General features: G+C 66.3%; 24 protein-coding genes and 2 tRNA genes. 1 reads left to right on the top strand and 25 read right to left on the bottom strand.

Going from position 1 to position 25,729, the window contains the following annotated elements:
• Positions 1–103: 103 nt before the first annotated feature.
• From nusA to tpiA, 20 genes are all read right to left on the bottom strand, one after another.
• Entirely contained in the window at positions 104–1,615 is a 1,512-nt protein-coding gene (nusA, locus tag CYU89_RS16675) for a transcription termination factor NusA (protein WP_296282669.1), read from the bottom strand.
• A gap of 3 nt (positions 1,616–1,618) precedes the next feature.
• Positions 1,619–2,233, bottom strand: a complete 615-nt coding sequence (gene rimP, locus CYU89_RS16670) for a ribosome maturation factor RimP (protein ID WP_296282668.1) — start codon at positions 2,231–2,233, stop codon at positions 1,619–1,621.
• Between the two features lie 164 nt (positions 2,234–2,397).
• Positions 2,398–2,474 (bottom strand) — tRNA-Met (locus tag CYU89_RS16665).
• Positions 2,475–2,607: 133 nt separating this feature from the next.
• Positions 2,608–4,071, bottom strand: coding sequence for an NADH-quinone oxidoreductase subunit NuoN (nuoN, locus tag CYU89_RS16660; RefSeq protein ID WP_296282667.1), 1,464 nt, complete (start codon positions 4,069–4,071; stop codon positions 2,608–2,610).
• A 9-nt stretch (positions 4,072–4,080) separates the two neighbouring features.
• Positions 4,081–5,592 (bottom strand): NADH-quinone oxidoreductase subunit M, encoded by a 1,512-nt coding sequence (locus CYU89_RS16655; protein WP_296282666.1) that lies wholly within the window; start codon positions 5,590–5,592, stop codon positions 4,081–4,083.
• Positions 5,593–5,650: 58 nt separating this feature from the next.
• Complete coding sequence (gene nuoL / locus CYU89_RS16650; RefSeq protein WP_296282665.1) at positions 5,651–7,882, bottom strand: NADH-quinone oxidoreductase subunit L; 2,232 nt, start codon at positions 7,880–7,882, stop codon at positions 5,651–5,653.
• A 16-nt stretch (positions 7,883–7,898) separates the two neighbouring features.
• Positions 7,899–8,204, bottom strand: coding sequence for an NADH-quinone oxidoreductase subunit NuoK (nuoK, locus tag CYU89_RS16645; protein WP_056881218.1), 306 nt, complete (start codon positions 8,202–8,204; stop codon positions 7,899–7,901).
• A complete protein-coding gene (locus CYU89_RS16640; RefSeq protein ID WP_296282664.1) occupies positions 8,201–8,854 on the bottom strand; it encodes an NADH-quinone oxidoreductase subunit J in 654 nt (217 codons plus the stop codon). The genes nuoK and CYU89_RS16640 overlap by 4 nt, the downstream gene beginning before the upstream one ends.
• A gap of 10 nt (positions 8,855–8,864) precedes the next feature.
• Positions 8,865–9,353: an NADH-quinone oxidoreductase subunit NuoI gene (gene nuoI, locus CYU89_RS16635; protein ID WP_162108528.1), complete on the bottom strand. Its 489-nt coding sequence runs from the start codon at positions 9,351–9,353 to the stop codon at positions 8,865–8,867.
• Positions 9,354–9,356: 3 nt separating this feature from the next.
• Positions 9,357–10,448, bottom strand: coding sequence for an NADH-quinone oxidoreductase subunit NuoH (gene nuoH / locus CYU89_RS16630; RefSeq protein WP_296282663.1), 1,092 nt, complete (start codon positions 10,446–10,448; stop codon positions 9,357–9,359).
• A complete protein-coding gene (nuoG, locus tag CYU89_RS16625; RefSeq protein ID WP_296282662.1) occupies positions 10,445–12,679 on the bottom strand; it encodes an NADH-quinone oxidoreductase subunit NuoG in 2,235 nt (744 codons plus the stop codon). The genes nuoH and nuoG overlap by 4 nt, the downstream gene beginning before the upstream one ends.
• Positions 12,676–14,046, bottom strand: a complete 1,371-nt coding sequence (gene nuoF, locus CYU89_RS16620) for an NADH-quinone oxidoreductase subunit NuoF (protein ID WP_296282661.1) — start codon at positions 14,044–14,046, stop codon at positions 12,676–12,678. The genes nuoG and nuoF overlap by 4 nt, the downstream gene beginning before the upstream one ends.
• A 4-nt stretch (positions 14,047–14,050) precedes the next feature.
• Entirely contained in the window at positions 14,051–14,578 is a 528-nt protein-coding gene (gene nuoE / locus CYU89_RS16615) for an NADH-quinone oxidoreductase subunit NuoE (RefSeq protein WP_296282660.1), read from the bottom strand.
• On the bottom strand, positions 14,575–15,879 hold the full coding sequence (locus tag CYU89_RS16610) for an NADH-quinone oxidoreductase subunit D (RefSeq protein ID WP_296282659.1): 1,305 nt from the start codon (positions 15,877–15,879) through the stop codon (positions 14,575–14,577). The genes nuoE and CYU89_RS16610 overlap by 4 nt, the downstream gene beginning before the upstream one ends.
• Entirely contained in the window at positions 15,876–16,601 is a 726-nt protein-coding gene (locus CYU89_RS16605; protein WP_296282658.1) for an NADH-quinone oxidoreductase subunit C, read from the bottom strand. Before CYU89_RS16605 ends, CYU89_RS16610 begins: the two co-directional genes overlap by 4 nt.
• Before the next feature lie 45 nt (positions 16,602–16,646).
• The gene (locus tag CYU89_RS16600; RefSeq protein ID WP_162108535.1) at positions 16,647–17,201 is read right to left on the bottom strand and encodes an NADH-quinone oxidoreductase subunit B; all 555 of its coding nucleotides are present in this window, start codon (positions 17,199–17,201) and stop codon (positions 16,647–16,649) included.
• Positions 17,192–17,548, bottom strand: a complete 357-nt coding sequence (locus tag CYU89_RS16595; protein ID WP_162108536.1) for an NADH-quinone oxidoreductase subunit A — start codon at positions 17,546–17,548, stop codon at positions 17,192–17,194. Before CYU89_RS16595 ends, CYU89_RS16600 begins: the two co-directional genes overlap by 10 nt.
• Before the next feature lie 304 nt (positions 17,549–17,852).
• A tRNA-Leu gene (locus tag CYU89_RS16590) sits at positions 17,853–17,937 on the bottom strand.
• A gap of 47 nt (positions 17,938–17,984) precedes the next feature.
• Complete coding sequence (gene secG, locus CYU89_RS16585; RefSeq protein WP_296282657.1) at positions 17,985–18,431, bottom strand: preprotein translocase subunit SecG; 447 nt, start codon at positions 18,429–18,431, stop codon at positions 17,985–17,987.
• A gap of 58 nt (positions 18,432–18,489) precedes the next feature.
• Complete coding sequence (gene tpiA, locus CYU89_RS16580; RefSeq protein ID WP_296282656.1) at positions 18,490–19,248, bottom strand: triose-phosphate isomerase; 759 nt, start codon at positions 19,246–19,248, stop codon at positions 18,490–18,492.
• A 109-nt stretch (positions 19,249–19,357) separates the two neighbouring features.
• Between tpiA and CYU89_RS16575 the strand changes: the two genes are divergently transcribed.
• Positions 19,358–20,170, top strand: coding sequence for an SDR family oxidoreductase (locus CYU89_RS16575; protein WP_296282655.1), 813 nt, complete (start codon positions 19,358–19,360; stop codon positions 20,168–20,170).
• A gap of 138 nt (positions 20,171–20,308) precedes the next feature.
• On the opposite strand, the gene CYU89_RS16570 is transcribed toward CYU89_RS16575, so the two are convergent.
• The 5 genes from CYU89_RS16570 to trpB all read right to left on the bottom strand — a co-directional run bounded on the left by CYU89_RS16570 (position 20,309) and on the right by trpB (position 25,657).
• Positions 20,309–21,247 (bottom strand): 2-oxoglutarate and iron-dependent oxygenase domain-containing protein, encoded by a 939-nt coding sequence (locus CYU89_RS16570; RefSeq protein ID WP_296282654.1) that lies wholly within the window; start codon positions 21,245–21,247, stop codon positions 20,309–20,311.
• Between the two features lie 77 nt (positions 21,248–21,324).
• Positions 21,325–22,674 (bottom strand): phosphoglucosamine mutase, encoded by a 1,350-nt coding sequence (gene glmM / locus CYU89_RS16565; protein ID WP_296282653.1) that lies wholly within the window; start codon positions 22,672–22,674, stop codon positions 21,325–21,327.
• The gene (gene accD / locus CYU89_RS16560; RefSeq protein WP_296282652.1) at positions 22,671–23,564 is read right to left on the bottom strand and encodes an acetyl-CoA carboxylase, carboxyltransferase subunit beta; all 894 of its coding nucleotides are present in this window, start codon (positions 23,562–23,564) and stop codon (positions 22,671–22,673) included. Before accD ends, glmM begins: the two co-directional genes overlap by 4 nt.
• An 87-nt stretch (positions 23,565–23,651) precedes the next feature.
• Positions 23,652–24,449, bottom strand: coding sequence for a tryptophan synthase subunit alpha (trpA, locus tag CYU89_RS16555; RefSeq protein ID WP_296282651.1), 798 nt, complete (start codon positions 24,447–24,449; stop codon positions 23,652–23,654).
• The gene (gene trpB, locus CYU89_RS16550; RefSeq protein ID WP_296282650.1) at positions 24,446–25,657 is read right to left on the bottom strand and encodes a tryptophan synthase subunit beta; all 1,212 of its coding nucleotides are present in this window, start codon (positions 25,655–25,657) and stop codon (positions 24,446–24,448) included. The genes trpA and trpB overlap by 4 nt, the downstream gene beginning before the upstream one ends.
• Positions 25,658–25,729: the final 72 nt, after the last annotated feature.

The raw sequence follows: 25,729 nt of genomic DNA, 5'->3' as shown, positions 1-25,729 counted from the left end.
TGGGGCAACCCTGTTCAAGAGGGGGAATTCTAAGCCCTGCGGGTGCCAGGGCGGTGTTCATGGGTGGCTCATGCGCCGCATTCCAGGCGGGCCTGGAGGGCGGTCATGCGCCGCGCTCCAAGCGAGCGATCTCTTCGGCACGGGCGGCCAGGATCAGCGCGGCGGCGCGACCCTCGTCCAGCCCCTCGATGCCGAATTCGACCACTTCGTCGGCCGCCAGGTCGGACAGGTCCTCGCTGGTGCGGACACCGTGCGAGGCCAGCGCGAACGCAGTCTCCTCGTCCATGCCTTCCAGCGCCAGCAGGTCGTCGGCCGGATGGTCGCCTTCCAGCCCTTCTTCCTCGGCCAGTGCTTCGTTCAGCAGGGCGTCGCGGGCGCGCGAACGCAGTTCCTCGACGATGTCCTCGTCGAAGCCCTCGACGGCCAGCAGCTCGCCGACCGGCACGTAGGCGATTTCCTCGACGGTGCTGAAGCCTTCGCTGACCAGGATGGCGGCGATCTCCTCGTCCACTTCCAGCTTGTCCATGAACAGCTGGCGGGCGACGGCCTGCTCGGCCTCGCTCTTGGCCTGGACCTGGTCGGCGGTCATGACGTTGAGCTGCCAGCCGGTCAGGCGGCTGGCCAGGCGGACGTTCTGGCCGCCCTTGCCGATCGCCTGCGCCAGGCGGTCTTCCGCCACGGCCAGGTCCATCGAGTGCTTCTCTTCATCGACGATGATCGACTGCACTTCGGCCGGCGCCATCGCGTTGATGACGAAGGTGGCCGGATTGTCGTTCCACAGCACGATGTCCACGCGCTCGCCGTTGAGCTCGTTGCTCACGGCCTGCACGCGCGAACCGCGCATGCCGATGCAGGCGCCGATCGGATCGGTGCGAGTGTCGTGCGCGAGCACGGCGATCTTGGCGCGGTCGCCCGGATCGCGTGCGCAGGCCTTGATCTCGACCAGGCCCTGGCCCACTTCCGGCACTTCGAGCTTGAACAGCTCGATCATGAATTCCGGGGCGGCACGACTGATGAACAGCTGCGGGCCGCGCGGTTCGTAACGCACGTCGAACAGGTAGCCGCGGACGCGGTCGCCGGCGCGCAGCACGTCGCGCGGGATGCCCTTGTCCTTCGGGATGAAGGCCTCGGCGTTGCCGCCCAGGTCCACATAGATGTTGCCGCGCTCGGCACGCTTCACCACGCCGGTGACCAGTTCGCCGACGCGGTCCTTCCAGGCGTCGACCACCTGCGCGCGCTCGGCCTCGCGGACGCGCTGCACGATGACCTGCTTGGCAGCCTGCGCGGCGATGCGGCCGAAATCGGGGTTCTCGATCTTCTCTTCGATCCAGTCGCCCACTTCGGCGCCTTCGGCTTCGTCCTCGGCGTCCATCAGGCGGATCTGACGGTCGGGCGATTCCATCACCACGTCGTCTGCCACCACTTCCCAGCGGCGGAACGTCTCGTAGCTGCCGTCCTTGTGGTCGATGGTGACGCGCACCTGCACGTCCTGATCCAGGTAGCGCTTCTTGGCGGCGGACGCCAGGGCAGCTTCGATGGCATCGAAGATGACTTCGCGCGGCACGCCCTTCTCGTTGGCCACCGCGTCCACGACCAGCAACAGTTCCTTACTCATTGATCACTCCGCGCGCGGCTTGCGGGCCGCCGGTTGGTTGGGTTTTTTCTTGGCTTTCTTGGCCGGCGCACGCGTGGCGTCGCCGGCTTTCTTGGCACCGGCCTTGCGGCCGCCACCGGGTTTCTCGGGCGCCAGGCCCAGCGCGGCCCAGTCGGGGACCAGCCGCGCCTTGTCGATGTTGTCGAACGCCACCGTCATCTCGGCGTCGTCGACGGTGAACACGATGCTGTCGCCTTCGAGGCGTGTGATCTTGCCCTGCAGGCGACGGCGACGCTCCTGCGGCAGCTTCAGCACGACCTTGGCCGTTTCGCCGACGAAGCGCGCGTAGTGCTCCAGGCGGAACAACGGCCGGTCCACACCCGGCGAGGAGACTTCCAGCGTGTAGTTGCCGGAGATCGGATCCTCGACGTCGAGCTGCGCGGACACTTCGCGGCTCACCGCTTCGCAGTCTTCGATGTTGACGTGGCGCGTGGCGCGCTCGGCTTCCTGCACATCGATGTACAGGCGCACGGTGGCGCCGCCGGGCGCGGGCAGGTATTCGATGCCGAGCAGCTCCACGCCCAGTGCCTGGACGGTGGGTGCCAGCAGGTTGGCGATGTCGTTGGCCTTGTCGCTCACGGATTCGCTGCCGATGGTTCGTGGTTCTGCATTCGCTGAAACAAACAAGGGGCCCGATGGGCCCCTTGTCCGATACGCTGGATGTCGGTGCAACGACGGGAACATGCGTCGTTGCGTGCCCAGGCTTTTCGTTGGCCGCCGGTATCGGCGGCCTCGGATAAACATGGTAGCGGGGGCAGGATTTGAACCTGCGACCTTCGGGTTATGAGCCCGACGAGCTGCCAGACTGCTCCACCCCGCAGCAGAAGCGAAATTATGATGAATACGCCGGCGCATTGCAAGCCTTGCCATGCACCGAATTGAAACATCGCGTTCATCACGGGTGCCGGCAGCGCCCTGCCGGCGAAAGACAGCGTGGATCGCGGGATCCGACCTCAGCCCGCGAAGGCCAGCTTGCACCACGCCATGATCGGGTTCCAGGCGATGCCCAGCACCAGCAGGGCCAGTGCATTGACGCCGAACACCATCGGCACCACGCGGTCGGCACGCGGCGGCGGGAGTTCGCCCACCGGCTCGTCGAAATACATCACCTTGATGACGCGCAGGTAGTAGAACGCACCGATCACGGCGCACAGCACGCCGACGAGGGCCAGCCACAGGAAGCCGCCGTTGACGGCCGCGCCCAGCACCACCAGCTTGGCCCAGAAGCCCAGGAACGGGGGCACGCCGGCCAGCGAGGCCATCACGCACAGCACCAGCCCGGCCTGCCACGGGTTGCGCGCATTCAGGCCCTTGAAGTCGTCGATCCTGTCGGCCTCGAAACCCTGCCGCGACAGCACGATGATCGCGCCGAACGCGGCCGCCGACATGATGGCGTAACTGATCGCGTAGAACAGTGCGCCCGAATACCCCACCTCGCCGCCGCCAGCGAAGCCGACCAGCAGGAAGCCGACGTGCGATACCGTCGAGTACGCCAGCATGCGCTTGAGATTGGTCTGCGCGATCGCGATGACGTTGCCGATCACCAGCGACGCGGCCGCCAGCCCGGCCAGCAACCACTGCCACTGCGCAGCCGCCGGGCCCACGCCATCCTGCAGCAGGCGGAACGCCATGCCGAACGCAGCAAGCTTCGGAGCGGCGCTGATGAACAGCGTCACCGGCGTCGGCGCGCCCTGATAGACGTCGGGCAACCACATGTGGAACGGCGCCGCGCCTAGCTTGAACGCCACGCCCGCCACCATGAACACCACGCCCGTCAGCAACAGCATGCGCGCGTCGCTGCTTCCACCGAGCGCAGCGCCGGTGGCATCGAAGATCGCCGGCAGCTGCAGCGAACCGGTCGCGCCGTACACCAGCGACATGCCGTACAGCAGCAAGCCCGAGGCGAGCGAGCCGAGCACGATGTACTTCATCGCCGCCTCGGTGGACAGACCGTCGTCGCGGTTCAGCGCAACCAGTGCGTATGAGCACAGCGCCAGCAGTTCAAGGCCCAGGTAAACCATCACCAGACTGCCCGCCGACACCATCATCATCATGCCCGCCGTGGCGAACATGACCAGCACCGGGGCCTCTCCCGGGTACAGGTTGCGCTCGCGCAGGTACGGCCAGCCATAGATCAGTGAGAGTGCGCTGACCGCGACGATGACCACCTTGCTGACGTCGGCCAGCGTGTCGCGCACGAACATGCCGCTGAACACGGCCCCCTGCCCGCCCACGCCCGTCGCCAGCATCCATACCACCGCCGCCATGACCACCAGGGCGAGCGCGTGGGTGATGATGCGACGGGAGTTGTCGAGGAACAGGTCCAGCATCAGCAGCGCGAACGCACCACCGATCAATGTCAGTTCGGGCAGCAGCGGCTGCAGGTCGGCGGCGGACATGGTCATCGGCGTCGTCATGGTTCTTCCTTACAGCTTGCTGTTGGCGAGCTGCATCGCCAGTTGCGCGATCGACGGCTCCATCAGGTCGGTCAGCGGCTTGGGATACACGCCCAGCGCCAGCACGCAGACGGCGAACCCGCCGAGCACCACGGCCTCGCGCAGGGACAAGTCCTTCAGCTCCGCCACGTGCGCATTGGCCACGTCGCCCAGAATCACGCGCTTGACCAGCCACAGTGTGTAGGCCGCACCGATCACCAGCGTGGTGGCGGCGAAGAAGGCGATCAGCGGGTGCTGCTGGAACGAGGCCAGGATCACCATGAACTCGCCGACGAAGCCGCTGGTGCCCGGCAGGCCGGAGTTGGCCATGCCGAACAGGATGAAGAACGCGCCGAACCACGGCATCGTATTGATGACGCCGCCGTAGTCCTTGATCATGCGGGTATGCATCCGGTCGTACAGCACGCCGACGCAGGTGAACATCGCGCCGGAGATGAAACCGTGGCTGATCATCTGCACCATCGCGCCCTGCAGGCCGAGGCGCGCGCCGTCCAGGTTGCCGTAGTCGCGCACCAGGCTGAAGGCGATGAAGATGCCGAGCGTCACGAAGCCCATGTGCGAGACCGACGAATAGGCGATCAGCTTCTTCATGTCGTCCTGCACCAGCGCCACCAGGCCCACGTAAACGACCGCGATCAGCGACAGCACGATGATGAACATCGCCCACTCATGGCCGGCATCCGGCACGATCGGCAGGCTGAAGCGCAGCAGGCCGTAACCGCCGATCTTCAGCGCGATCGCCGCCAGGATGACCGAGCCGGCGGTCGGCGCCTCGACGTGTGCGTCCGGCAGCCAGGTGTGCACCGGGAACATGGGGATCTTGACTGCGAAGGCGATCAGGAATGCGAAGAACAGCCAGGTCTGCTCCTTCGCGCTCAACGGCATCGCGTACAGGTCGGCCAGCTGGAAGCTGCCGCCCTTGATGTACAGGTACACCAGACCGACCAGCATCAGCACCGAGCCGAGGAACGTGTACAGGAAGAACTTCAACGAGGCATAGATGCGGCGTGGTCCGCCCCAGACACCGATGATCAGGAACATCGGGATCAGCATCGCTTCGAAGAACACGTAGAACAGTACGGCGTCGCTGGCAGCGAAAATGCCGTTGGTCAGGCCTTCCAGGATCAGGAACGCCGCCACGTACTGCGCCACGCGCTTGTTCACCGAACCCCACGCACCCGCCAGCGTCAGCACCGTGATGAGGGTGTTGAGCAACAACAGCGCCACCGCGATGCCGTCGGCACCCAGGTTGTAATGGATGTCGAAGCTCGGGATCCACGCATGGGTCTCGATGAACTGCAGGCTCGGATTCGCGTAGTCGAAGCCCGTCAGCAGGCCGATGCTGGCGACGAACGTCAGTACCGCGACCGCCAGGCCCAGCCAGCGCGCTGCGCCCGCGCGGGCGTTGCCCACGGCGAGGACCAGCGCACCGCCCAGGATGGGCAGCCAGATCAGAACACTAAGCAGGGGCCAGTTCGACACGTTGTGTTATCCGTTGAGTTCTTCGCCAGGACGCTCCGCACGGGGCGGCGCCAGTCCGTTACTGCCAAAACCTGATGATCACGCCCAGCAGCAGGATCAGGCCGATGATCATCGCGAACGCGTAGTGGTACAGGTAACCGGACTGGGTCTTGCGCAGCAGCTGCGCGCCCAGGTCGACCAGCCTGGCGGTGCCGTTCACCGCCGCACCATCGATCACGTGGCTGTCGAAGGCGCGCGACGCCTTGCCCAGCTTGACGCCACCACCGGCAAAGCCGTTGATCCACAGGTGGTCGGCCCAGTACTTCTTGTCCAGGATGTTGGTCAGGAAGGCGCCCAAGGCACTGTGGCGCATCCTGCCGGGCAGCTCCGGCTTGAACAGGTACAGGAAGGTCGCCAGGGCGAAGCCTCCGAATGCCAGCCATAGCGCTGGCGTCTTCACACTGTGAAGCGCGAAGTTGATTGCACCGTGCCACTCCGGCAACAACGCCATCACCGTATCGCGCGGCGACGTGGCCAACGACGGGTCGAGGCGAAGGAAGTCGATCGCGCCCTGGAAGAACGGCGTCACCCCATGATGGGCATCGTTCCAGGCCGTCCCGAACAGCATGGGACCGGCGGTGAACATGCCGATCAGGATGGACGGAATCGCGAGCAGTACCAGCGGCACCGTCACCACCCACGGCGATTCGTGCGGCTCATGCGCACCGTGATGGTGGCCATGGTCGTCGTGCGCCTCAGCGTGCGCGGCGTCGTGCACGTGGTCGCTGTGCCCATGGTCGTCGTGGGCATCCCGGAACCGCTCCTTCCCGTGGAAGGTGAGGTACAGCAGGCGGAAGCTGTAGAAGCTGGTCACGAACACGCCCAGCAGCACGGCCCAATACCCATACGTCGCGATCCATTCGCTGGGGCCCTGATAGCCCTGGGCCGCCATCACGCCCATCTCGGACATCTTTTCGCCCAGCTCGTGCGCCACCTCGTGATGGTGGTGCGCGGCTTCGATGATGACGTCCTTCGAATAGAAACCCGAGAAGAACGGCGTGCCGACCAGCGCCAGCGTGCCGATCAGGCTGGTGATCCAGGTGATGGGCATGTACTTGCGCAGGCCGCCCATCTTCCGCATGTCCTGCTCGTGGTGCATGCCGATGATGACCGAGCCGGCCGCCAGGAACAGCAGCGCCTTGAAGAAGGCGTGCGTCATCAGGTGGAACACGGCCGCCGAATAAGCCGACACGCCCAGCGCGACCGTCATGTAGCCCAGCTGCGACAGCGTGGAATACGCCACCACGCGCTTGATGTCGTTCTGCACGATGCCGATCAGGCCGGTGAACAACGCCGTGGTCGCGCCGATGAACAACACGAAGTCCAGCGCCGTCTGCGACAGCTCGAACAGCGGCGACATGCGCGCGACCATGAAGATGCCGGCGGTCACCATCGTCGCGGCGTGGATCAGCGCGGAGATCGGCGTCGGGCCCTCCATCGAGTCCGGCAGCCAGACGTGCAGCGGTACCTGGGCCGACTTGCCCATCGCACCGATGAACAGGCAGATGCAGGTCAGCGTGGCCATGGACCAGATCACGGGCTGGTCGAGCAGCTGCGTGGTGTGGCCGAACAGGGTCACCGCACCTGACCAGACCGGCACTGCCTTGCCTCCTAGCAGCGTGGCGTTGGCGAACACGGTGGCGTAGTCCAGCGTGCCGAACATCAGCAGCACGCAGCCGATGCCCAGCAGGAAGCCGAAGTCGCCCACGCGGTTGACCAGGAAGGCCTTCATGTTGGCGAAGATCGCCGTCGGGCGCTTGAACCAGAAACCGATCAGCAGGTAGGACACCAGGCCCACCGCTTCCCAGCCGAAGAACAGCTGCAGGAAGTTGTTGCTCATCACCAGCATCAGCATGCTGAAGGTGAACAGCGAGATGTAACTGAAGAAGCGCTGGTAACCGGGATCTTCCGCCATGTAGCCGATGGTGTAGACATGCACCAGCAGCGACACGAAGGTCACCACGACCATCATCATCGCAGTCAGCCTGTCGATCATGAAACCGACATGGCCGGTGATGCTGCCCACCTCGAAGAAGGTGTACAGGTTCTGGTTGAACGGCGAAGCACCCAGCGCCACCAGTTGGTACAGCACCCAGCACGACAGCGCGCAGCTGGTGGCCACGCCAAGGATGGTCGCGGTATGCGCGCCGGCCCGGCCGACGAAACGCCCGAACAACCCGGCGATGATGCTGCCCAGCAGCGGCGCCAGCACGATGGCCAGCAGCACGTTCTTGGAGAGGAGGACTTCCATACCGGTCATCGGTGCATCAGCCTTTGAGCGTATCGACTTCGGCCACGTTGATCGTGCGCCGGGTGCGGAACAGGGTGACCAGGATCGCCAGGCCGATGGCGGCCTCGGCGGCGGCCACGGTCAGGATGAAGAACACGAAGATCTGGCCGGCGGCATCGCCCAGCTCGCGCGAGAACGCGACGAAATTGATGTTCACCGACAGCAGCATCAGTTCGATCGACATCAGCAGCACGATGACGTTCTTCCGGTTGAGGAAGATGCCCGCCAGGCTGATGCAGAACAGCACGGCGCCGAGCGCCAGCAGGTGGCCTACGGAAATCATGCCTTGCCCTCCCCTTCCGCCGGCGCACTGGCCGGCGTTTCGCGCACCGGCTTCTCGGCCGGCATCGACACCATGCGGATGCGGTCGCGCGCCTTGACCCGCGACTGCTCGCCCGGGTCCTGCGTCTTGATGCCGGTGCGCTTGCGCAACGTCAGCATCACCGCCGCCACCACGGCCACGGTCAGGATGACGGCGGCGAACTCGAACGGCAGCAGGAACTCGGTGAACAGCGTGCGCGCCAGCCAGGCGGTGTTGGACACCTCGGCGGCCGCGGCGGCGGCGTTGTCGGCGAACGGCACGGCCATCTTCGCCTTGATGCCGATCAGCACGAGCATCTGAGCCAGCATGACCACGGCCACCAGCAGGCCCACCGGCAGGAACCTGACCCAGCCCTCGCGCATGGCGGTGACGTCGATGTCGAGCATCATCACCACGAACAGGAACAGCACCATCACCGCGCCCACGTAGACGAGGATCAGGGCGACGCCGAGGAACTCCGCGCCCACCAGCAGCCAGATGCAGGCCACCGAGAAGAACGTCAGGATGAGGCACAGCACGGCATGCACCGGGTTGCGCACGCTGATCACCGCGCCGGCGGCGACGACCGCGACGGTGGCGAAGGCGTAGAAACTGATCAGGACCCAATCCATTCTTCGGACCTCAGCGGAAAGCGGCGTCGGCGGCGCGGCGCTCGGCGATCTCGGCTTCCAGCCGGTCCCCGATCGCCAGCAGCTGCGGCTTGGTAACGATGTTCTGCCCGCGCTTGTCGAAGTGGTACTCCAGCACGTGCGTTTCCACGATCGAGTCCACCGGGCAGCTCTCTTCGCAGAAGCCGCAGTAGATGCACTTGAACAGGTCGATGTCGTAGCGCGTGGTGCGGCGGGTGCCGTCCTCGCGCGGCGCCGAATCGATGGTGATCGCCAGCGCCGGGCACACCGCCTCGCAGAGCTTGCAGGCGATGCAGCGCTCTTCGCCGTTCGGATAGCGGCGCAGCGCGTGCAGGCCGCGGAAGCGCGGCGACTGCGGGAACTTCTCCATCGGATACATCAGCGTGTACTTCGGCTTGAAGGTGTACTTCAGCGTCAGCCACAGGCCCTGGAGCAGCTCCAGCAGCATCAGGCTCTTGAAGTAGTGCACAACCTTGCTCATGTCTTACACACCCTTCTCGAACACGCCGAAGAACACCAGCAACGCCGTCACCGCGATCCAGACGATCGTGAGCGGGATGAACACCTTCCAGCCCAGGCGCATGATCTGGTCGTAGCGGTAACGCGGGAAACTGGCGCGGAACCAGATGTAGGCGCTGGCAAAGAACAGCACCTTCAGCAGCAGCCACGGCCAGCCGCCGGTCCAGACCCAGTTGATCCAGGGCGACACGTCGGCCGTGATCCAGCCCTGCAGCGGGCTGAGCCAGCCGCCGAGGAAGAACAGCGACACCAGGAAGCTCACCAGGATCATGTTGGCGTATTCGGCCAGGAAGAACAGCGCGAACGCCGCACCCGAATACTCGACCATGTGGCCGGCGACGATTTCCGATTCGCCTTCGACCACGTCGAACGGCGAGCGGTTGGTTTCGGCGACGCCGGACACCCAGTAGACGATGAAGAGCGGGAACAGCGGCAGCCAGAACCATTCGAAGAAGCCGGAGTCGCCCGACTGCGCCATGACGATGTCGGTCAGGTTCAGGCTGCCGGCGGCGATCAGCACGCCCACCAGCGCGAAGCCCATCGCGATTTCGTAGCTGACGACCTGCGCGGCCGAGCGCATCGCACCCAGGAAAGCGTACTTCGAATTCGACGCCCAGCCCGCGATGATGATGCCGTACACGCCCAGCGAGGTCATCGCCAGCAGGTACAGCAGGCCGGCATTGGCGTTCGACAGCACCAGCTGGTAATCGAACGGCACCACCGCCCACGCCGCGAACGCCGGCGCCAGCGTGATGAGCGGCGCCAGGATGTACATCGTCTTCTGCGCGCTGCTGGGCTGGATGATTTCCTTGAACAGCAGCTTGAAGACGTCCGCGAACGCCTGGAAGATGCCCATGCCCACGTACATCGGGCCATGGCGCACGTGCATCCAGCCGATCAGCTTGCGCTCCCAGACCACGTAGAACGCGACCGAGATGATCACCGGCATGGCGATCGCCAGGATCTTCAGCACGATCCACAACACCATGCCGATGTCGCCCAGCCCGAAGAACCATTCGCGCAGCGGGCCGACCGCGTTGATCAGCAATTCATTCATGCGCTCACCACCGTGACGCGTCCGGCGCCCAACGGTGCCGTGGCACCGTAGCCGCTCTCGATCCAGGCGGCACCCGCGGCCACGCGGGCGTCCACCACCACCGGCAGCGAGGCCGTGCCGATGCCATTGCCGACCTTGGCGACCTGACCCTCGGCGACGCCGGCGGCCTGCGCATCGGCGGGATTCAGCACGATGCGGTCGCCGACGTTCAGCGGATGCGCCTGCAGCGCTTCGGCACGACGGACCGTCCCGTCGGTGCGGTAGATCGCTGCGGTGACGGCCAGTTCCAGGCCTTGGCCAGCGGCGTCCGGCGCGGCGGACTTCGCCATGGCAACCGTCCTGGTGCCGGCGATGGCTGCCCGCGCGCCCGCGATGTCGGTGAACTCGAAACCGGCCAGCTGCAGCTCGCCACCGAGGGCGCGGAGCACCTTCCAGCCATCACGCGCCTCGCCAGGCAGCTTGCCGGCGGCTTGCGTGCGCTGGTCCTTGCCGTCCAAGTTGGTCAGCGTCGCGTCGATTTCAGGCAACAGACCGATCGGCAGGATCACGTCGGCCACATCGCGCGTGGACTTGCAGGCGAAGTGGCTGAACGCCACGACCTTCGACGAGGCCAGCGCCTTGGTGGCAGCCGGCGTATCGGCAAAATCCAGGCCCGGTTCGATGCCGTAGATGACGTAGGCGTTGCGCGGCTCGGCGAACATGCCGGCCACGTCGCGGGCGCTCGGCAGCACACCCTGGCGCGCGAGGCCTACCGCGTTCGCACCCTGGGGGATGCGGCACAGCGAGGCGCCGGTCGCGGCAGCGAAATCGGCTGCGGCACCGCGCAGCGCAGCGGCCTGCGGATGGTTCTCGACCATGCCACCGACGATCACGACGGCGCGGTTGGCGGCCTTGGCGACGTCGCGCAGCGCAGCGTCATTGAGCACGCCACCGAGCTGCGACGGCGCGACGATGTGCTTCCCGGCCAGGCTGAATGCGAAATCGAAATCGACCGGATTGACCGCATGCACCTTGGCCCCCTTGCGGACGGCCTTGCGGATGCGCTGGTGCAGCAGCGGCAACTCGTGGCGGATGTTGGTGCCGAACAACACGATGACATCGGCCTGCTCGATCTCCGCCAGCGGCAGCGCGAACGGTTCGGCGACGGCGCCATCGGAGAAATCGCGGTTGTTGATGCGGTGGTCCAGGTTGCCGGTACCGAGCCCTTCGGCCAGCTTCGCCAACAGGCCGCCCTCCTCGTTAGACACCGCCGGGTGCACCAGCACGCCCAGGCTGTCGCCGCGGTTCGCGCGCAGGATCTCGGCGGCGGCGGACAGGCCCTCGGCCCAGGAGACCTCGCGCCACTCGCCATCGACCTTCTGCAGCGGCTTCACCGCGCGGTCGTCGGCATAGAGGCCCTGGTGCGAATAACGGTCGCGATCCGACAACCAGCATTCGTTGACGGCTTCGTTCTCGCGCGGAACGGTGCGCAGCACCTGGCCGCGGCGCGAGTGATAGAACACGTTGGAGCCCATCGCGTCATGGAAGCCGATGGATTCGCGCGCAATCAGTTCCCACGGACGGGCGCGGAACTGGAACACCTTGTTGGTCAGCGCGCCCACCGGGCAGACGTCGATGACGTTGCCGGAAATTTCGGTGGTCAGCGGCTTGCCGTCGTAGGTGCCGATCTGCAGGTTCTCGCCACGGTACATGCCGCCCAGCTCGTACGTGCCGGCGACGTCCGCGGTGAAGCGCACGCAGCGCGTGCACTGGATGCAACGGGTCATCTCGGTGGCGACCAGCGGACCGATGTCCTCGTCCGGCACCACGCGCTTGCGTTCCTGGAAGCGGCTGACCGAACGGCCGTAGCCCAGCGACAGGTCCTGCAGCTCGCATTCGCCGCCCTGGTCGCAGATCGGGCAGTCCAGCGGATGGTTGATGAGCAGGAATTCCATCACGTTGCGCTGCGACTTCAACGCCTTGTCGCTGCGCGTGGCGATCTTCATGCCGTCCATCACCGGCGTGGCGCAGGCCGGTGCCGGCTTCGGCATCTTCTCGACTTCCACCAGGCACATGCGGCAGTTGGCCGCGATCGGCAGCTTCTCGTGGTAGCAGAAGCGCGGGATCGGGATGCCGGCCTTGTCGGCGGCCTGGATGATCATCGAACCCTTGGGCGCGGCCAGCTCCTGCCCGTCGATGAAGACGGTGACGTGGTCCGGCGGCAGGTTGGGATTCACGGGCTGCGCACTCACGCGGCCACCTCCAGGTTGGAACGGACGACCTTGCCGTCTCGCTCGTCGTCGACGAGGAAACGCTTGTTGACGATCGCGTATTCGAATTCGTGCCAGAAGTGTCGCAGCATGCCCTGCACGGGCCACGCCGCGGCTTCGCCGAACGCGCAGATGGTGTGGCCTTCGATCTGGCCCGCCGCCGCGCGCAGCGTCTGCAGGTCCTCGATCGTGGCCTTGTGCTCGGCCACGCGGGTCAGCATGCGGTACATCCAGCCGGTGCCTTCGCGGCACGGCGTGCACTGGCCGCAGCTTTCCTTGTAATAAAAGCGCGCGATGCGCTGGCACGCACGCACCATGCAGGTGGTGTCGTCCATCACCACGACGGCACCCGAACCCAGGCCGGAACCGGCCTTCTGGATGCTGTCGTAGTCCATCGTCAGGCCCATCATCACCTCGCCCGGCAGCACCGGCATCGAGGAGCCGCCCGGGATGACCGCCTTGAGCTTGCGGCCTTCGCGCATGCCGCCGCACAGCTCGAGCAGCTCGGCGAACGAGGTGCCCAAACGGATCTCATGGTTGCCCGGCTTCGCCACATGGCCAGAGACCGAGAAGATCTTGCAGCCGCCGTTGTTGGGCTTGCCCAAGTTCATGAACCACTCGGCGCCGTTGCGCACGATGGCGGGCACCGAGGCGTAGGTCTCGGTGTTGTTGATCGTGGTGGGCTTGCCGTACAGGCCGAAGTTGGCCGGGAACGGCGGCTTGAAGCGCGGCTGGCCCTTCTTGCCTTCCAGCGACTCCATCAACGCGGTTTCTTCACCGCAGATGTAGGCGCCCGCGCCGAGCGCGTTGTACAGGTCGATATCCACGCCGGAGCCGAGGATGTTCTTGCCCAGCCAGCCGTGCTTGTAGGCCTCGGCGGTGGCTTCCTCCAGATGCTCGAAGGGCTCGTGATGGAACTCGCCGCGCAGGTAGTTGTAGCCCACCGTCGAACCGGTGGCGTAGCAGGCGATCGCCATGCCCTCGATCACCGCATGCGGGTTGTAGCGCAGGATGTCGCGGTCCTTGGCGGTGCCCGGCTCGGATTCGTCCGAGTTGCAGAGGATGTACTTCTGCATGTCGCCCTTCGGCATGAAGCTCCACTTCAGGCCGGTCGGGAAGCCGGCGCCGCCGCGGCCGCGCAGGCCGGACTGCTTGACCATCTCGACGACGTCGGCCGGCGGGATCCTCTCTTCGATGATCCGGCGCAGCGCGGAGTACCCGCCGGTCTTCAGGTAGTTCTCGTACGACCACGGCTTGTCGAAATGCAGCGTGGTGTAGACGGCCTGGTGCTCCTTCGGAGCAGGACCGACCGGGCCGTAGCCTTCGGAATAGTGTGAATGGCCTGCCATGCGCTTACTCCAGCCCGTCCAGCAGCTCGTCGACCTTCGCCGGCGTCAGCTTCTCGTGGTAATGGCCGTTGATGACCACGACCGGCGCGCCGCAGCAGGCGGCCACGCACTCTTCTTCGCGCTTCAGGTAGACGCGGCCGTCGGCCGTGGATTCGCCCAGCCGGCAGCCGAGCTTCTTCTCCGCGTGAGCGACCAGGTCCTCGGCGCCGTTGAGCCAGCAGCTGATGTTGGTGCAGAAGGCGACATTGTTGCGGCCGACCTTCTCGGTCTCGAACATCGAGTAGAAGCTGGCGACCTCGTACGCCCACACCGGCGGCAGGTCGAGGTACTTGGCGACGGCGGCGATCAGCTCGTCGGTCAGCCAGCCCTGGTTCTGCTCCTGCGCGGCATGCAGGCCCTGCAGCACCGCCGAGCGCTTGCGGTCCGGCGGGAACTTGGTCAGCCAATGATCGATGTGCGCGCGCGTCTCGTCGCTCAACGCCACCAGCGGATCGACGTTCTGCGCCGCTTCGAAATTACCCGTGGCCCTCATCGGTCCACCTCACCAAAGACAAGATCATAGGTACCGATCATCGCGACGACGTCGGGGAGCATGTGGCCGCGCACGATCTCGTCCATCGAGGACAGGTGCGCGAAACCCGGCGCGCGCAGCTTCACGCGGAACGGCTTGTTGGCACCATCGGAGACCAGGTAGCAGCCGAATTCGCCCTTCGGCGCTTCGACCGCGGCGTAGGTTTCGCCGGCCGGCACGCAGTAACCTTCGCTGAAGAGCTTGAAGTGGTGGATCAGCGCTTCCATGTCGTCCTTCATCTCCTCGCGGGAGGGAGGCGCGACCTTGAAGTTCTGCACCATGACCGGGCCGGGGTTGGCCTTCAGCCACTTCACGCACTGCTGGATGATGCGGTTGGACTGGCGCATCTCGGCCACACGGACCAGGTAGCGGTCGTAGCAGTCGCCATTGACGCCGACGGGGATGTCGAAATCGACCGCGTCGTACTTCGCGTAAGGCTGCTTCTTGCGCAGGTCCCATGCGATGCCCGAACCACGCAGCATCGCGCCGGTCATGCCCCAGGCGCGCGCCTGTTCGGGCGCGACCACGCCGATGCCCACCGTGCGCTGCTTCCAGATGCGGTTGTCGGTCAGCAGCGTCTCGTATTCGTCGACGCGCTTCGGGAATTCGTTGGTGAAGTCTTCCAGGAAGTCGAGCAGCGACCCTTCACGCGCCTGGTTGAACTGCTTGAGCGCCTTGCCCTTGCGCCAGGGCGACTCCTTGTACTTCGGCATATGGTCCGGCAGGTCGCGGTACACGCCGCCCGGACGGTAGTACGCCGCATGCATGCGTGCGCCGCTGACCGCTTCGTAGCAGTCCATCAGCTCTTCGCGCTCGCGGAACGCATACAGCATGACCGCCATCGCGCCGAGATCGAGCGCATTGGACCCGATCCACATCAGGTGGTTCAGGATGCGGGTGATCTCGTCGTACATCGTGCGGATGTACTGCGCGCGCTCCGGCGCCTCGATGCCCATCAGGGTCTCGATGGCGCGCACGTACGCGTGCTCGTTGCACATCATCGAGACGTAGTCGAGGCGGTCCATGTAGCCGATCGACTGGTTGAACGGCTTGGATTCGGCCAGCTTCTCGGTGCCCCGGTGCAGCAGGCCCACGTGCGGATCGGCGCGGACGATGGTCTCGCCGTCCATTTCCAGGATCAGGCGCAGCACGCCGTGCGCGGCCGGATGCTGCGGACCGAAGTTCAGCGTGTAGTTGCGGATTTCCTGCCTGGCTTCGGCAGGATTGCTGGCGAACGCGGCGCCGGATTGCGGATTGCTCATGCCTTGCCCTCACGCGCGGCGGCTTCGCCGGCGGCGGTCTGGTAGCGCGCGTCGTCGCGGATCACGCGCGGCACGCCGACGCGCGGCTCGACCGAAGTGACCGGCTCGTACACGACGCGCTTCTTCTCTTCGTCGTAGCGGACTTCGACGTTGCCGATCAGCGGGAAGTCCTTGCGGAACGGATGGCCGACGAACCCGTAGTCGGTCAGGATGCGGCGCAGGTCAGGATGGCCTTCGAAGATGATGCCGTACAGGTCGAACGCCTCGCGCTCGAACCAGTTGAGGCCCGGCCACACATCGGACACCGATGCCACCACCGGCAGGCCATCGTCGGGCGCGAAGCAGCGCACGCGGACACGACGGTTGTGCTGGTACGACAGCAGGTGCAGCACGACGGCGAAACGGTTCGGACGCGCGGCGTCGCGCGGACGCTGTTCCCAGCTGAAGCGACCCGGGCCGAAGCCTTCGACGCCGCGGCTGAAGCCCTCGGACGACACGTCCGCGGTATCCCACTCGGCGCTGCCGTAACCCAGGTAGTCCACGCCGCTGATGTCGACGGCCTGCTCGAAGCCGAATTCGTCGCGGAGCGCGAGCGCGACGGCGTGCCACGATGCCGACGGCACTTCCAGGGTGATTTCGCCGCGCGGCTCGGCCACGCTGACCGTGGCGTCCGCGAAACGGGCGCGCAACTGGTCGGTGAAGTTTGCAGCTTGCTCTGCCATGGGGCGTGGCGTGCTCTGGAGGAGGATGTCAGGGGAAAGCAGGAATCAGCGCGCGATGGTCTGCGTACGCCAGATCTTCTTCTGCAGTTGCAGGATGCCGTACACCAGCGCTTCGGCCGTCGGCGGGCAACCCGGCACGTACACGTCCACGGGCACCACGCGATCGCAGCCGCGCACCACCGAGTACGAATAGTGGTAGTAGCCACCGCCGTTGGCGCAGCTGCCCATCGAGATCACCCACTTGGGGTCGGGCATCTGGTCGTAGACCTTGCGCAGCGCCGGGGCCATCTTGTTGACCAGCGTGCCGGCGACGATCATCACGTCGGACTGGCGCGGCGACGGGCGGAACACCACGCCGTAGCGGTCCAGGTCCAGGCGGGAGGTGCCGGCGTGCATCATCTCGACCGCGCAGCAGGCCAGGCCGAATGTCATCGGCCACATCGAGCCGGTACGCGCCCAGTTCATCAGCGCATCCACGCTGGTGGTGACGTAGCCCTTTTCCAGCAGCGGATTGTCGCCTTCGGGGCGCAGGATGTCGTCCACCCGCCCTTCCGGGATCGGGTTGTTCATCAGACGGTCGACGGTCTGGATCACTCCCATTCGAGCGCTCCCTTCTTCCAAACGTAAACGAAGCCGAGGAACAGCATGCCCACGAACAGGCCCATCGTGACCAGCGCACGCGGACCCAGCTCCTGGAACACCAGCGTCCACGGAACAATGAAGATGATTTCCAGATCGAACACGATGAACTGGATGGCGATCAGGTAGTAGCGCACGTCGAACTTCATGCGCGCGTCTTCGAAAGCCTCGAAGCCGCATTCGTACGGGGAGAGCTTCTGGGCGTCGGGACGACGCGGGCCGAGGAAGCGACCGGCCACCATCAGCGCGATGCCGATGCCGGTGGCGACGATCAGGAACAACAGGGTGGGCAGGTAGTTGGCCAGCACTCGCTTGTCTCGTCTTGTCCTATCCGCCGGCGCGCAGGACGCGGCGCGGCATGAATGGGGCTCGCATCGCCCGCCAGCGGCCTTCGCCGCGAGCGACCCGTCGATGCGACCATCGGGCCCACCTTCCGCGGGAGCCCTTCCGCAACACGTACCGGGCGCCCGATGAATCGGCGGGATTGTAACGGTTCGTGAACTCGCTAGTAAACGATTACCGGCACGCATCGCCGCCATCGCCAAAAGAAAAAACCCGCCGGAAGGCGGGTTTTTTCGAGGCGGGAGCGACGTTGCCGCCGACCCGCCCTGTTGGTGCCCAAGAGGGGACTCGAACCCCTACGACTTTCGCCGCTACCACCTCAAGGTAGTGCGTCTACCAATTCCGCCACCTGGGCTTTGAACTTCGTGCGATGCGCTCGGCGCCCCGCCATTGTATCCGCGCTCAGCCGCCTTGCGGCGGTGTCGCGGGAGGCGTTTCCGTCGCCGGTGCCGTTTCCTGCGGCGCGGCCGGCACGCTGTTGGCCGGCGCGGCGGGCGTCGGCTGGATCGGCGTGCTCGGTACGGTCGACGGCTTGGGAAGTTCGCCCACCGGCGCGGCGGGCGCGGCCGGCAGGTCGGACATCACGCCGAGGTTCTGCTGCGTGGTTGGGCGCGCGCTATGGGTCGCGTACCACGCCATGAACAGGCTGATGCCGAAAAACGTGATGGCCAGCCACTTGGTGCTCTTGGACAGGAAATTGGATGCGCCGCGCGCACCAAACACGGTACCGGACGCACCCCCGCCGAATCCCGAGCCCGCCTGAGCGCCGGAACCGCGCTGCATCAGCACCAACGCGATGATGGCGATGGCCACCAGCACGTACACCACATTCAGGATCAACATCCACATTTGGAATCAGTCTCAACCGGTTGAGTCGTCCGGCCCCGTTGGGCCGGTCGTGCCGGGGTCATCCCCGACCGGCCGCCGCTCGCGCGATGGCCAGGAAATCCTTGGCGACCAGGGAAGCGCCGCCGACCAGCCCTCCATCGACATCGGGCTGCGAGAACAGTTCCGCGGCGTTGTCGGGCTTCACGCTGCCGCCGTACAGAAGGAGCAGCGAGCCGGCGATTCTAGCATCGCGCGCGGCGACTTCGCCACGGATGAACGCATGCACCGCCTGGGCCTGGGCCGGGGTGGCCGTCAGGCCGGTACCGATGGCCCAGACCGGCTCGTACGCGATGACGGCGCCGTCGAACGCCTGCGGACCGGCCAGGTCGAACACGGCCTGCAGCTGTTTCTGGATCCGGAACTCGGTCTGCCCGTCCCTCCGCTGCTGGTCGGTCTCACCCACGCACAGCACCGGAACCAGGCCTGCGCCCTTGGCCGCGACGAACTTCTTCGCCACGAACTCACTGCTTTCATCGTGGTACTGCCTGCGCTCGGAATGCCCCACCAGTCCATACCGGGCGCCCACGTCGACCAGCATGGAGGCCGATACCTCGCCGGTATAGGCGCCTTTTTCGTTGCTGCTGACGTCCTGGGCGCCGAATGCCACGCCGCGGTCGCCGTAGTCCTCGATGAGCTCGCCCAGGTAGGGGAGCGGGGGAAGGATCAGCAGGTCCACGCCGTCCAGCGGCAGGCCTGCGACCAGTTCGTCCATCAGCGCCGTCGCGAAACCACGAGTGCCATGGAGCTTCCAGTTGCCGGCCACGAGCTTGCGACGCATAAGACCAATTCCTGTCCAGTTCGGGTCGCGCAGTCTAGCCGATGTTGTCCAGCACACCTACCTGCCGCGCTATCGTGGCCGCCTCCGCGCCCTCATGCCAGGACCCGACATGCCCGACGTCTCCCCTGCCCGCACCGCGGGTTACGCCCTGGTCACCGGTGCCTCCAGCGGCATCGGCGAACAGATCGCGCGCGAGTACGCGCGACGCGGCGTACCGCTGGTGCTGACTGCGCGCCGCGCGGAACGGCTGCAGGCGTTGGCCGCGGAACTGCGGGCGCAGGTCGCCGTGGAAGTGGTCGCGGCCGACTTGGCGGAACCGGACGCGCCAGCAGCCCTGGTCGCCGAACTCGAACGGCGGGACGTGCAGGTCCGCATCCTGGTCAACAACGCAGGCTACGGCATGCCGGGGCGGTATCGCAGCAATGACTGGAGCGCACATGCAGCCTTCCTGCAGGTGATGGTAACGGCCGTCTGCGACCTGACATGGCGGCTGCTGCCCTCCATCCGCGCCTCCGGGCAGGGCCGCATCCTCAACGTCGCCTCGTTCGCGGCGCTGATGCCGGCGGCCGAGGGGCAGACGCTGTACGCGCCTGCGAAGAGCTTCCTGCTGAAGTTCAGCGAGGCGATGGCGCTTGAGAACACCGACCGTGGCGTTCACGTCACTGCGCTATGCCCCGGCTTCACCTATTCCGAGTTCCACGATGTCACCGGCACCCGGTCGCGCATGCGGGTGTCGCCGGCCCTGTGGCTGCAGGCGAAGGACGTGGCTCGCGAAGGCATAGAGGGCAACGAGCGCGGCGACATCCTGGTGATTCCCGGCTGGCGCTACCGGTGGATGCATGCACTCGTGAAGCTGCTGCCGCACCGCATGGCGATGGGCCTGATGGCGCGGAACTCTCGCAAGGTTCGGCCGCTGGATTGAGGAAGGAAGGCATCGCGCCCGAGGGCGCTCCTGCAGACCACCAGGATCCCGTAGAAGCGGGCCGTGCCCGCGATGCTTTCCGCCTGACGCCACCGCAGGTCCCATCGCGGTCGCTACCCGCGGCGCACGAGGCAGTGGTTATTTCAGCTTGATCTCGCGCAGACGCTCTTCCAGATAACCCTGCGCCGTGATCGGTTCCGCATAACGCTTTGGATTGTCCGGCGTGATCGTGGACGGCAGCACGTCGATCAGGAAATCCGGATTGGGGTGCAGGAAGAACGGTACCGAATACCGCGGCTGGCGCGCCTGCTCGCCGGGCGGATTGGTCACGCGGTGCGTGGTCGACGGATACACGTGGTTGGTCAGGCGCTGCAGCATGTCGCCGATGTTGACGACGATGGTGTCGGCGTCCGACGTGAACGGCACCCACTCGCCCTGCTTCGACCGCACTTCCAGGCCGGCCGCGCTCGCACCGACCAGCAGCGTGATGAGGTTGATGTCCTCGTGCGCACCGGCGCGCACGTTGGGGATGTCGTCGGCGGTGATCGGGGGATAGTGGATGGGACGCAGGATCGAATTGCCCGAATCGGTCTTGTCGGCGAAATAGGTTTCCGGCAGGCCGATGTGCAGCGCCAGCGCCGACAGCACGCGTGAGCCCAGCTGGTCCAGCGCCTGGTACAGGCCATAGCCATGTTCGCGGAAGCCTGGCACCTCGTCCGGCCACAGGTTCGGCGGCATGACGTCGCGATACTTGGAATCGTCCGCGATCTCGCGACCGATGTGCCAGAACTCCTTCAGGTCGAAATGCTTGGAGTCCTTCGCGGTTTCCACGCCGAACGGCGTGTAGCCGCGCGCGCCGCCGCTGCCCGGGACGTGATACTGCTTCTTCACGTCATCGGGCAACGCGAAGAAGCGCTTGAACACGTCGTAGGCAGCATCGATCTGCGCCTGCGGGATGCCGTGGTTGCGGATGCCGGCGAAACCCCATTCGCGATACGCCGCACCCAGCTCGGCGACGAACGCCTCGCGGTCGGTATCGAAACGGGTGATGTCCAGCGTGGGGATACGGGCACTCATGCAATCTGCTCCAACAACAGGGGGAAGGCGCGGTGGATCATCGGACCCGTCCCGCGCCGGACGTTCATGGATCCGATTCAGGTCGTGGCAGCGGCGCGCACAGCCTCGGCCAGGGTTTCCAGCGTGTTCTTCACCAGCGTGTCGTCATCGGCCTCCACGGTCACACGCACGACCGGCTCGGTGCCGGAAGGGCGCAGGAACGCACGACCACGACCGGACACCGCGGCCTGCGCCTGCGCCAGGGCGGCCTGCACGCTGGCGGCCTCGGTAGGTTTGGCGCCGTTGGCCAGCTTCACGTTGATGGTCTTCTGCGGCAGCATCGCCAGGCCATCCAACGCCTCGCGCAGCGTCAGCTTGCGGCGCTTCAAGGATTCCAGCACCTGCAACGCCGCGATGATCGCGTCGCCGGTCGTCGTGCGATCCAGGCACAGCAGATGGCCGGAGGCTTCACCGCCGAGCACCGCATTGCCTTCCACCAGTGCCTGGTGGACGTAACGGTCGCCGACCTTGGTGCGGACGAACGGAATCTCGAGCTTGCCGAGCGCGCGCTCCAGGCCATAGTTGGTCATCAGCGTGCCGACCACCGGACCGCGCAAGCGGCCGCTCGCCTGCCAGTCGCGCGCCAGCAGGTAGATCAGCTGGTCGCCATCGACGGGGGTGCCCTGCCCGTCCGCCATCAGCACGCGATCGCCATCGCCATCGAAGGCGATGCCCAGCTGCGCCCCGGTCTCGCGCACCTTCGCGGCCAGGCTGTCGATGTGCATCGAACCCACGCCGTCGTTGATGTTGACGCCGTTCGGTTCCGCCCCGATGGTGACGACGTTCGCCCCCAGTTCGCGGAAGAGCAGCGGTGCGATGTGGTAGGTGGCGCCATGCGCGCAATCCAGCACCAGCTTGACGCCTTTCAGGTCGAAGCGGCGCGGCACGCTGGCCTTGCAGAATTCCATGTAGCGGCCGACCGCATCGCGCGTGCGGATCGCCTTGCCGAGCTTTTCGGATTCGGCGGTGAAGAACGGTGCGTCCAGCGCGGCTTCGATCGCCAGTTCGGTGGCGTCGTCCAGCTTCTCGCCCTCGGCGGAGAAGAACTTGATGCCGTTGTCGTAATGCGGATTGTGCGACGCGCTGATGACGATACCGGCGTCCGCGCCCAGCGTGCGGGTGAGGAACGCCACCGCAGGCGTCGGCATCGGCCCCATCAACTGGACGTCGGCGCCCGCGGCGACCAGACCCGCCTCCAGGGCGGCCTCGAACATGTAGCCGGAGATGCGCGTGTCCTTGCCGATCACCACGACCGGTCGGGCATCGCCGGCGTTTTCGCACAGCACGCGTCCGAGCGCATTGCCCAGGCGCAACACGAAGTCGGCGGAGATCGGGCTGGTACCGACCCGGCCGCGGATGCCATCGGTACCGAAATACTTGCGGCTCATGCGGTCACCAGTTCGCTGTCTTCGGGCTTGGGCTGTCGCATCATCAACGCCAGCAGGTCCGCCAGGCGGTCACGCATTTCGCGACGGTCGCAGATCTGGTCGATGGCGCCATGCGCCACCAGGAATTCCGAACGCTGGAAGCCTTCCGGCAGCGTCTCGCGCACGGTCTGCTCGATCACGCGCGGGCCGGCAAAGCCGATCAGCGCTTCAGGCTCGGCCAGGTTGATGTCGCCCAGCATCGCGAAGCTGGCCGACACGCCCCCCGTCGTGGGGTGCGTCATCACCGAGATGTAGGGCAGACCCGCCTCGCGCAGCCTGCCCAGCGCGGCCGAGGTCTTGGCCATCTGCATCAGCGAGAACAGGCTTTCCTGCATGCGCGCGCCGCCGCTGGCGGAGAAGCACACGAACGGCGAGCCGATCTCCAGCGCCTTTTCCGCGCCCAGCGAGAAGCGCTCGCCGACCACCGAGCCCATCGAGCCACCCATGTAGGCGAAATCGAAGGCACTGGCGACCAGGTCGCGGCCCTTCAATGTCCCCTGCAGGGTGATCAGCGCGTCGCGCTCACCGGTGCTCTTCTGCGCGGCCTTGATGCGGTCGGCGTACTTCTTCTGGTCCTTGAACTTCAGCACGTCGGTCGGGCCCAGCGCAGCGCCGATCTCGCGGGTGCTGCCGGGGTCGAACAACGCGGCCATGCGGGCACGGGCGCGGATGGGCATGTGGAAGCTGCACTTCGGGCAGACCTCCAGGTTTTCCTCCAGTTCCGGCCGGTACAGCACCGCGCCGCAACGGTCGCATTTTTCCCACAGCCCCTCGGGGACGCTGCGTTTGCTCTTGCCCGCGTTGCCCTCGGTGCGGATGCCCGACGGCATCAGTTTGCTGAGCCAGCTCATGCGTGGTCTTGCTGCCTGCCCCGGGAGGGGCCTTATGGTTGAGCGCGGCAGTTTAGCTCAGTCGTCCATGCACAGCCGTACGGTGGTTCAGGCGTCCAGCGCCGCCCGCAGCGGGGCGAGGAAGGCGGACGCGCGGGCAGGTGCATCGCCTTCGGCGTCGGCCAGCGCCGCCACCAGCGCACTGCCGACCACGACGCCATCGGCATCGGCCGCCATCGCACGGGCACTGCCGGCGTCGCGGATGCCGAAGCCCGCCACCACGGGAACGTGGGAGCCTGCCTGCAGCTGCTTCAGCCGTTCGCCCGCCGCTGCGGTGTCCAGGCGATCGGACGCGCCCGTCACGCCCGCGAAACTGACGTAGTACAGGTAGCCCTGCGCGGTCTCGCACAGCATCCGTAGGCGCTCGGGCGAGGTGGTCGGCGACGCCAGCGCGATCAGGGCGAGCCCTTCACGGTTGAACACCGCGCGCGTCTCTTCGGCCTCTTCCGGCGGCAGGTCGACCAGCAGAACGCCGTCGACGCCCGCCGCGACCGCCTCGCGGGCGAAGCGCCCTGCACCGTGGATCTCCACCGGGTTCAGGTAACCCATCAGCACGATGGGCGTCGTGTCGTCCTGCTGGCGGAACACCTCCACGGCCTCCAGCACGTAGCGCAGCCCGGCGCCACGCGCCAGCGCGCGCTCGGAACTGCGCTGGATGACCGGGCCGTCGGCCATCGGGTCGGAGAACGGCACGCCGAGTTCGATCACGTCGGCACCGGCGTCCACCAGCGCGTGCATCACCGGCACCGTCGATTCCAGCGATGGGTCGCCGGCGGTGATGAACGGCACCAGCGCCTTGCGGCCCGCAGTCTTCAGTTCGGCGAACTTGGTTTCGAAGCGGCTCACAGGCTGATCCCCTCGCGTGCGGCGATGGTGTGCACGTCCTTGTCGCCACGACCGGACAGGTTGCACAGCACCAGCTGGTCCTTCGGCAGTTCGCGCGCCAGCTTGATCGCCTGGGCGACCGCGTGGCTGGATTCCAGCGCCGGCAGGATGCCCTCGGTGCGTGTCAGGCGATGGAATGCAGCGAGCGCTTCGTCGTCGGTGACGCCGACATACTCCGCGCGTCCGCTGTCCTTCAGGAACGCGTGTTCCGGCCCGACGCCCGGGTAGTCCAGGCCGGCGGAGATCGAATGCGTTTCGATGATCTGCCCGTCGTCGTCGCAGATCACGTAGGTGCGGTTGCCGTGCAGCACGCCGATGCGTCCCGCCGACAGCGACGAGGCATGGCGACCGGTCTCGATGCCGTCGCCCGCCGCTTCCGCGCCGACGATGCGCACGCCCGGATCGTTGAGGAAGGCATGGAACAGGCCGATCGCGTTGCTGCCGCCGCCTACGCAGGCGGTGATCGCATCCGGCAGGCGGCCGTAGTCGGCCAGCATCTGCGCCCTCGCCTCGCGGCCGACCACGGCGTTGAAGTCGCGCACCATGCGCGGATACGGGTCCGGGCCGGCGACGGTGCCGATGATGTAGAACGTGTCGTGCACGTTGGTCACCCAGTCGCGCATCGCTTCGTTCAGTGCGTCCTTCAGCGTGGCCGAACCGCTGGTCACCGGCACCACGGTCGCGCCGAGCAGCTTCATGCGATAGACGTTGATCTTCTGGCGCTCGATGTCGGTGGCGCCCATGTACACCACGCACTCCAGGCCCAGCCGGGTGGCGACGGTGGCGCTGGCCACGCCGTGCTGGCCCGCGCCGGTCTCGGCGATGATCCGCTTCTTGCCCATCCGGCTGGCCAGCAGCGCCTGCCCGATGGTGTTGTTGATCTTGTGCGCGCCGGTGTGGTTCAGGTCCTCGCGCTTGAGCAGGATCTGTGCGCCGCCCACTTCACGGCTCAGGCGCTCCGCGTGGTAGATCGGGCTGGGCCGGCCGACGTAGTGCTTCAGGTCCTTGTCGAAGGCAGCGATGAAGGCCGGATCGACACGGGCGGTGTCGTAGGCGGCGGCCAGTTCCTGCAGGGGGCCGATCAGGGTTTCGGCGACGAAGCGGCCGCCATGCCGGCCGAAGTGGCCGGCAGCATCGGGGTAGGCGTGATAGTCGGCAGCGGCGGCCATGGTCTTGTGTCCAGCGAGGGCGAGCCGTCACTGTATCGCACAGGTTGTGGACGAAAAACCCATGAAATCTGA

It is taken from the genome of Pseudoxanthomonas sp., from assembly GCF_002863005.1.
GTDB lineage: Bacteria > Pseudomonadota > Gammaproteobacteria > Xanthomonadales > Xanthomonadaceae > Pseudoxanthomonas_A.
Note: the sequence above shows the minus strand (reverse complement) of the source record. Positions and strands in the feature narration are given on the sequence as shown.

Bases quoted from the DNA above. Each gene is read 5' to 3' on its own strand.
- CYU89_RS16575 (WP_296282655.1), top strand. From the start codon at position 19,358: ATGCCCGACGTCTCCCCTGCCCGCACCGCGGGTTACGCCCTGGTCACC.
- trpB (WP_296282650.1), bottom strand. From the start codon at position 25,657: ATGGCCGCCGCTGCCGACTATCACGCCTACCCCGATGCTGCCGGCCAC.
- nuoK (WP_056881218.1), bottom strand. From the start codon at position 8,204: ATGATTTCCGTAGGCCACCTGCTGGCGCTCGGCGCCGTGCTGTTCTGC.
- nuoH (WP_296282663.1), bottom strand. From the start codon at position 10,448: ATGAATGAATTGCTGATCAACGCGGTCGGCCCGCTGCGCGAATGGTTC.
- accD (WP_296282652.1), bottom strand. From the start codon at position 23,564: ATGAGCTGGCTCAGCAAACTGATGCCGTCGGGCATCCGCACCGAGGGC.
- nuoI (WP_162108528.1), bottom strand. From the start codon at position 9,353: ATGAGCAAGGTTGTGCACTACTTCAAGAGCCTGATGCTGCTGGAGCTG.
- CYU89_RS16605 (WP_296282658.1), bottom strand. From the start codon at position 16,601: ATGGCAGAGCAAGCTGCAAACTTCACCGACCAGTTGCGCGCCCGTTTC.
- nuoE (WP_296282660.1), bottom strand. From the start codon at position 14,578: ATGAGGGCCACGGGTAATTTCGAAGCGGCGCAGAACGTCGATCCGCTG.
- nuoN (WP_296282667.1), bottom strand. From the start codon at position 4,071: ATGACGACGCCGATGACCATGTCCGCCGCCGACCTGCAGCCGCTGCTG.
- CYU89_RS16600 (WP_162108535.1), bottom strand. From the start codon at position 17,201: ATGGGAGTGATCCAGACCGTCGACCGTCTGATGAACAACCCGATCCCG.
- secG (WP_296282657.1), bottom strand. From the start codon at position 18,431: ATGTGGATGTTGATCCTGAATGTGGTGTACGTGCTGGTGGCCATCGCC.
- nuoL (WP_296282665.1), bottom strand. From the start codon at position 7,882: ATGGAAGTCCTCCTCTCCAAGAACGTGCTGCTGGCCATCGTGCTGGCG.
- tpiA (WP_296282656.1), bottom strand. From the start codon at position 19,248: ATGCGTCGCAAGCTCGTGGCCGGCAACTGGAAGCTCCATGGCACTCGT.
- nuoF (WP_296282661.1), bottom strand. From the start codon at position 14,046: ATGGCAGGCCATTCACACTATTCCGAAGGCTACGGCCCGGTCGGTCCT.
- nusA (WP_296282669.1), bottom strand. From the start codon at position 1,615: ATGAGTAAGGAACTGTTGCTGGTCGTGGACGCGGTGGCCAACGAGAAG.
- CYU89_RS16640 (WP_296282664.1), bottom strand. From the start codon at position 8,854: ATGGATTGGGTCCTGATCAGTTTCTACGCCTTCGCCACCGTCGCGGTC.
- glmM (WP_296282653.1), bottom strand. From the start codon at position 22,674: ATGAGCCGCAAGTATTTCGGTACCGATGGCATCCGCGGCCGGGTCGGT.
- CYU89_RS16570 (WP_296282654.1), bottom strand. From the start codon at position 21,247: ATGAGTGCCCGTATCCCCACGCTGGACATCACCCGTTTCGATACCGAC.
- CYU89_RS16610 (WP_296282659.1), bottom strand. From the start codon at position 15,879: ATGAGCAATCCGCAATCCGGCGCCGCGTTCGCCAGCAATCCTGCCGAA.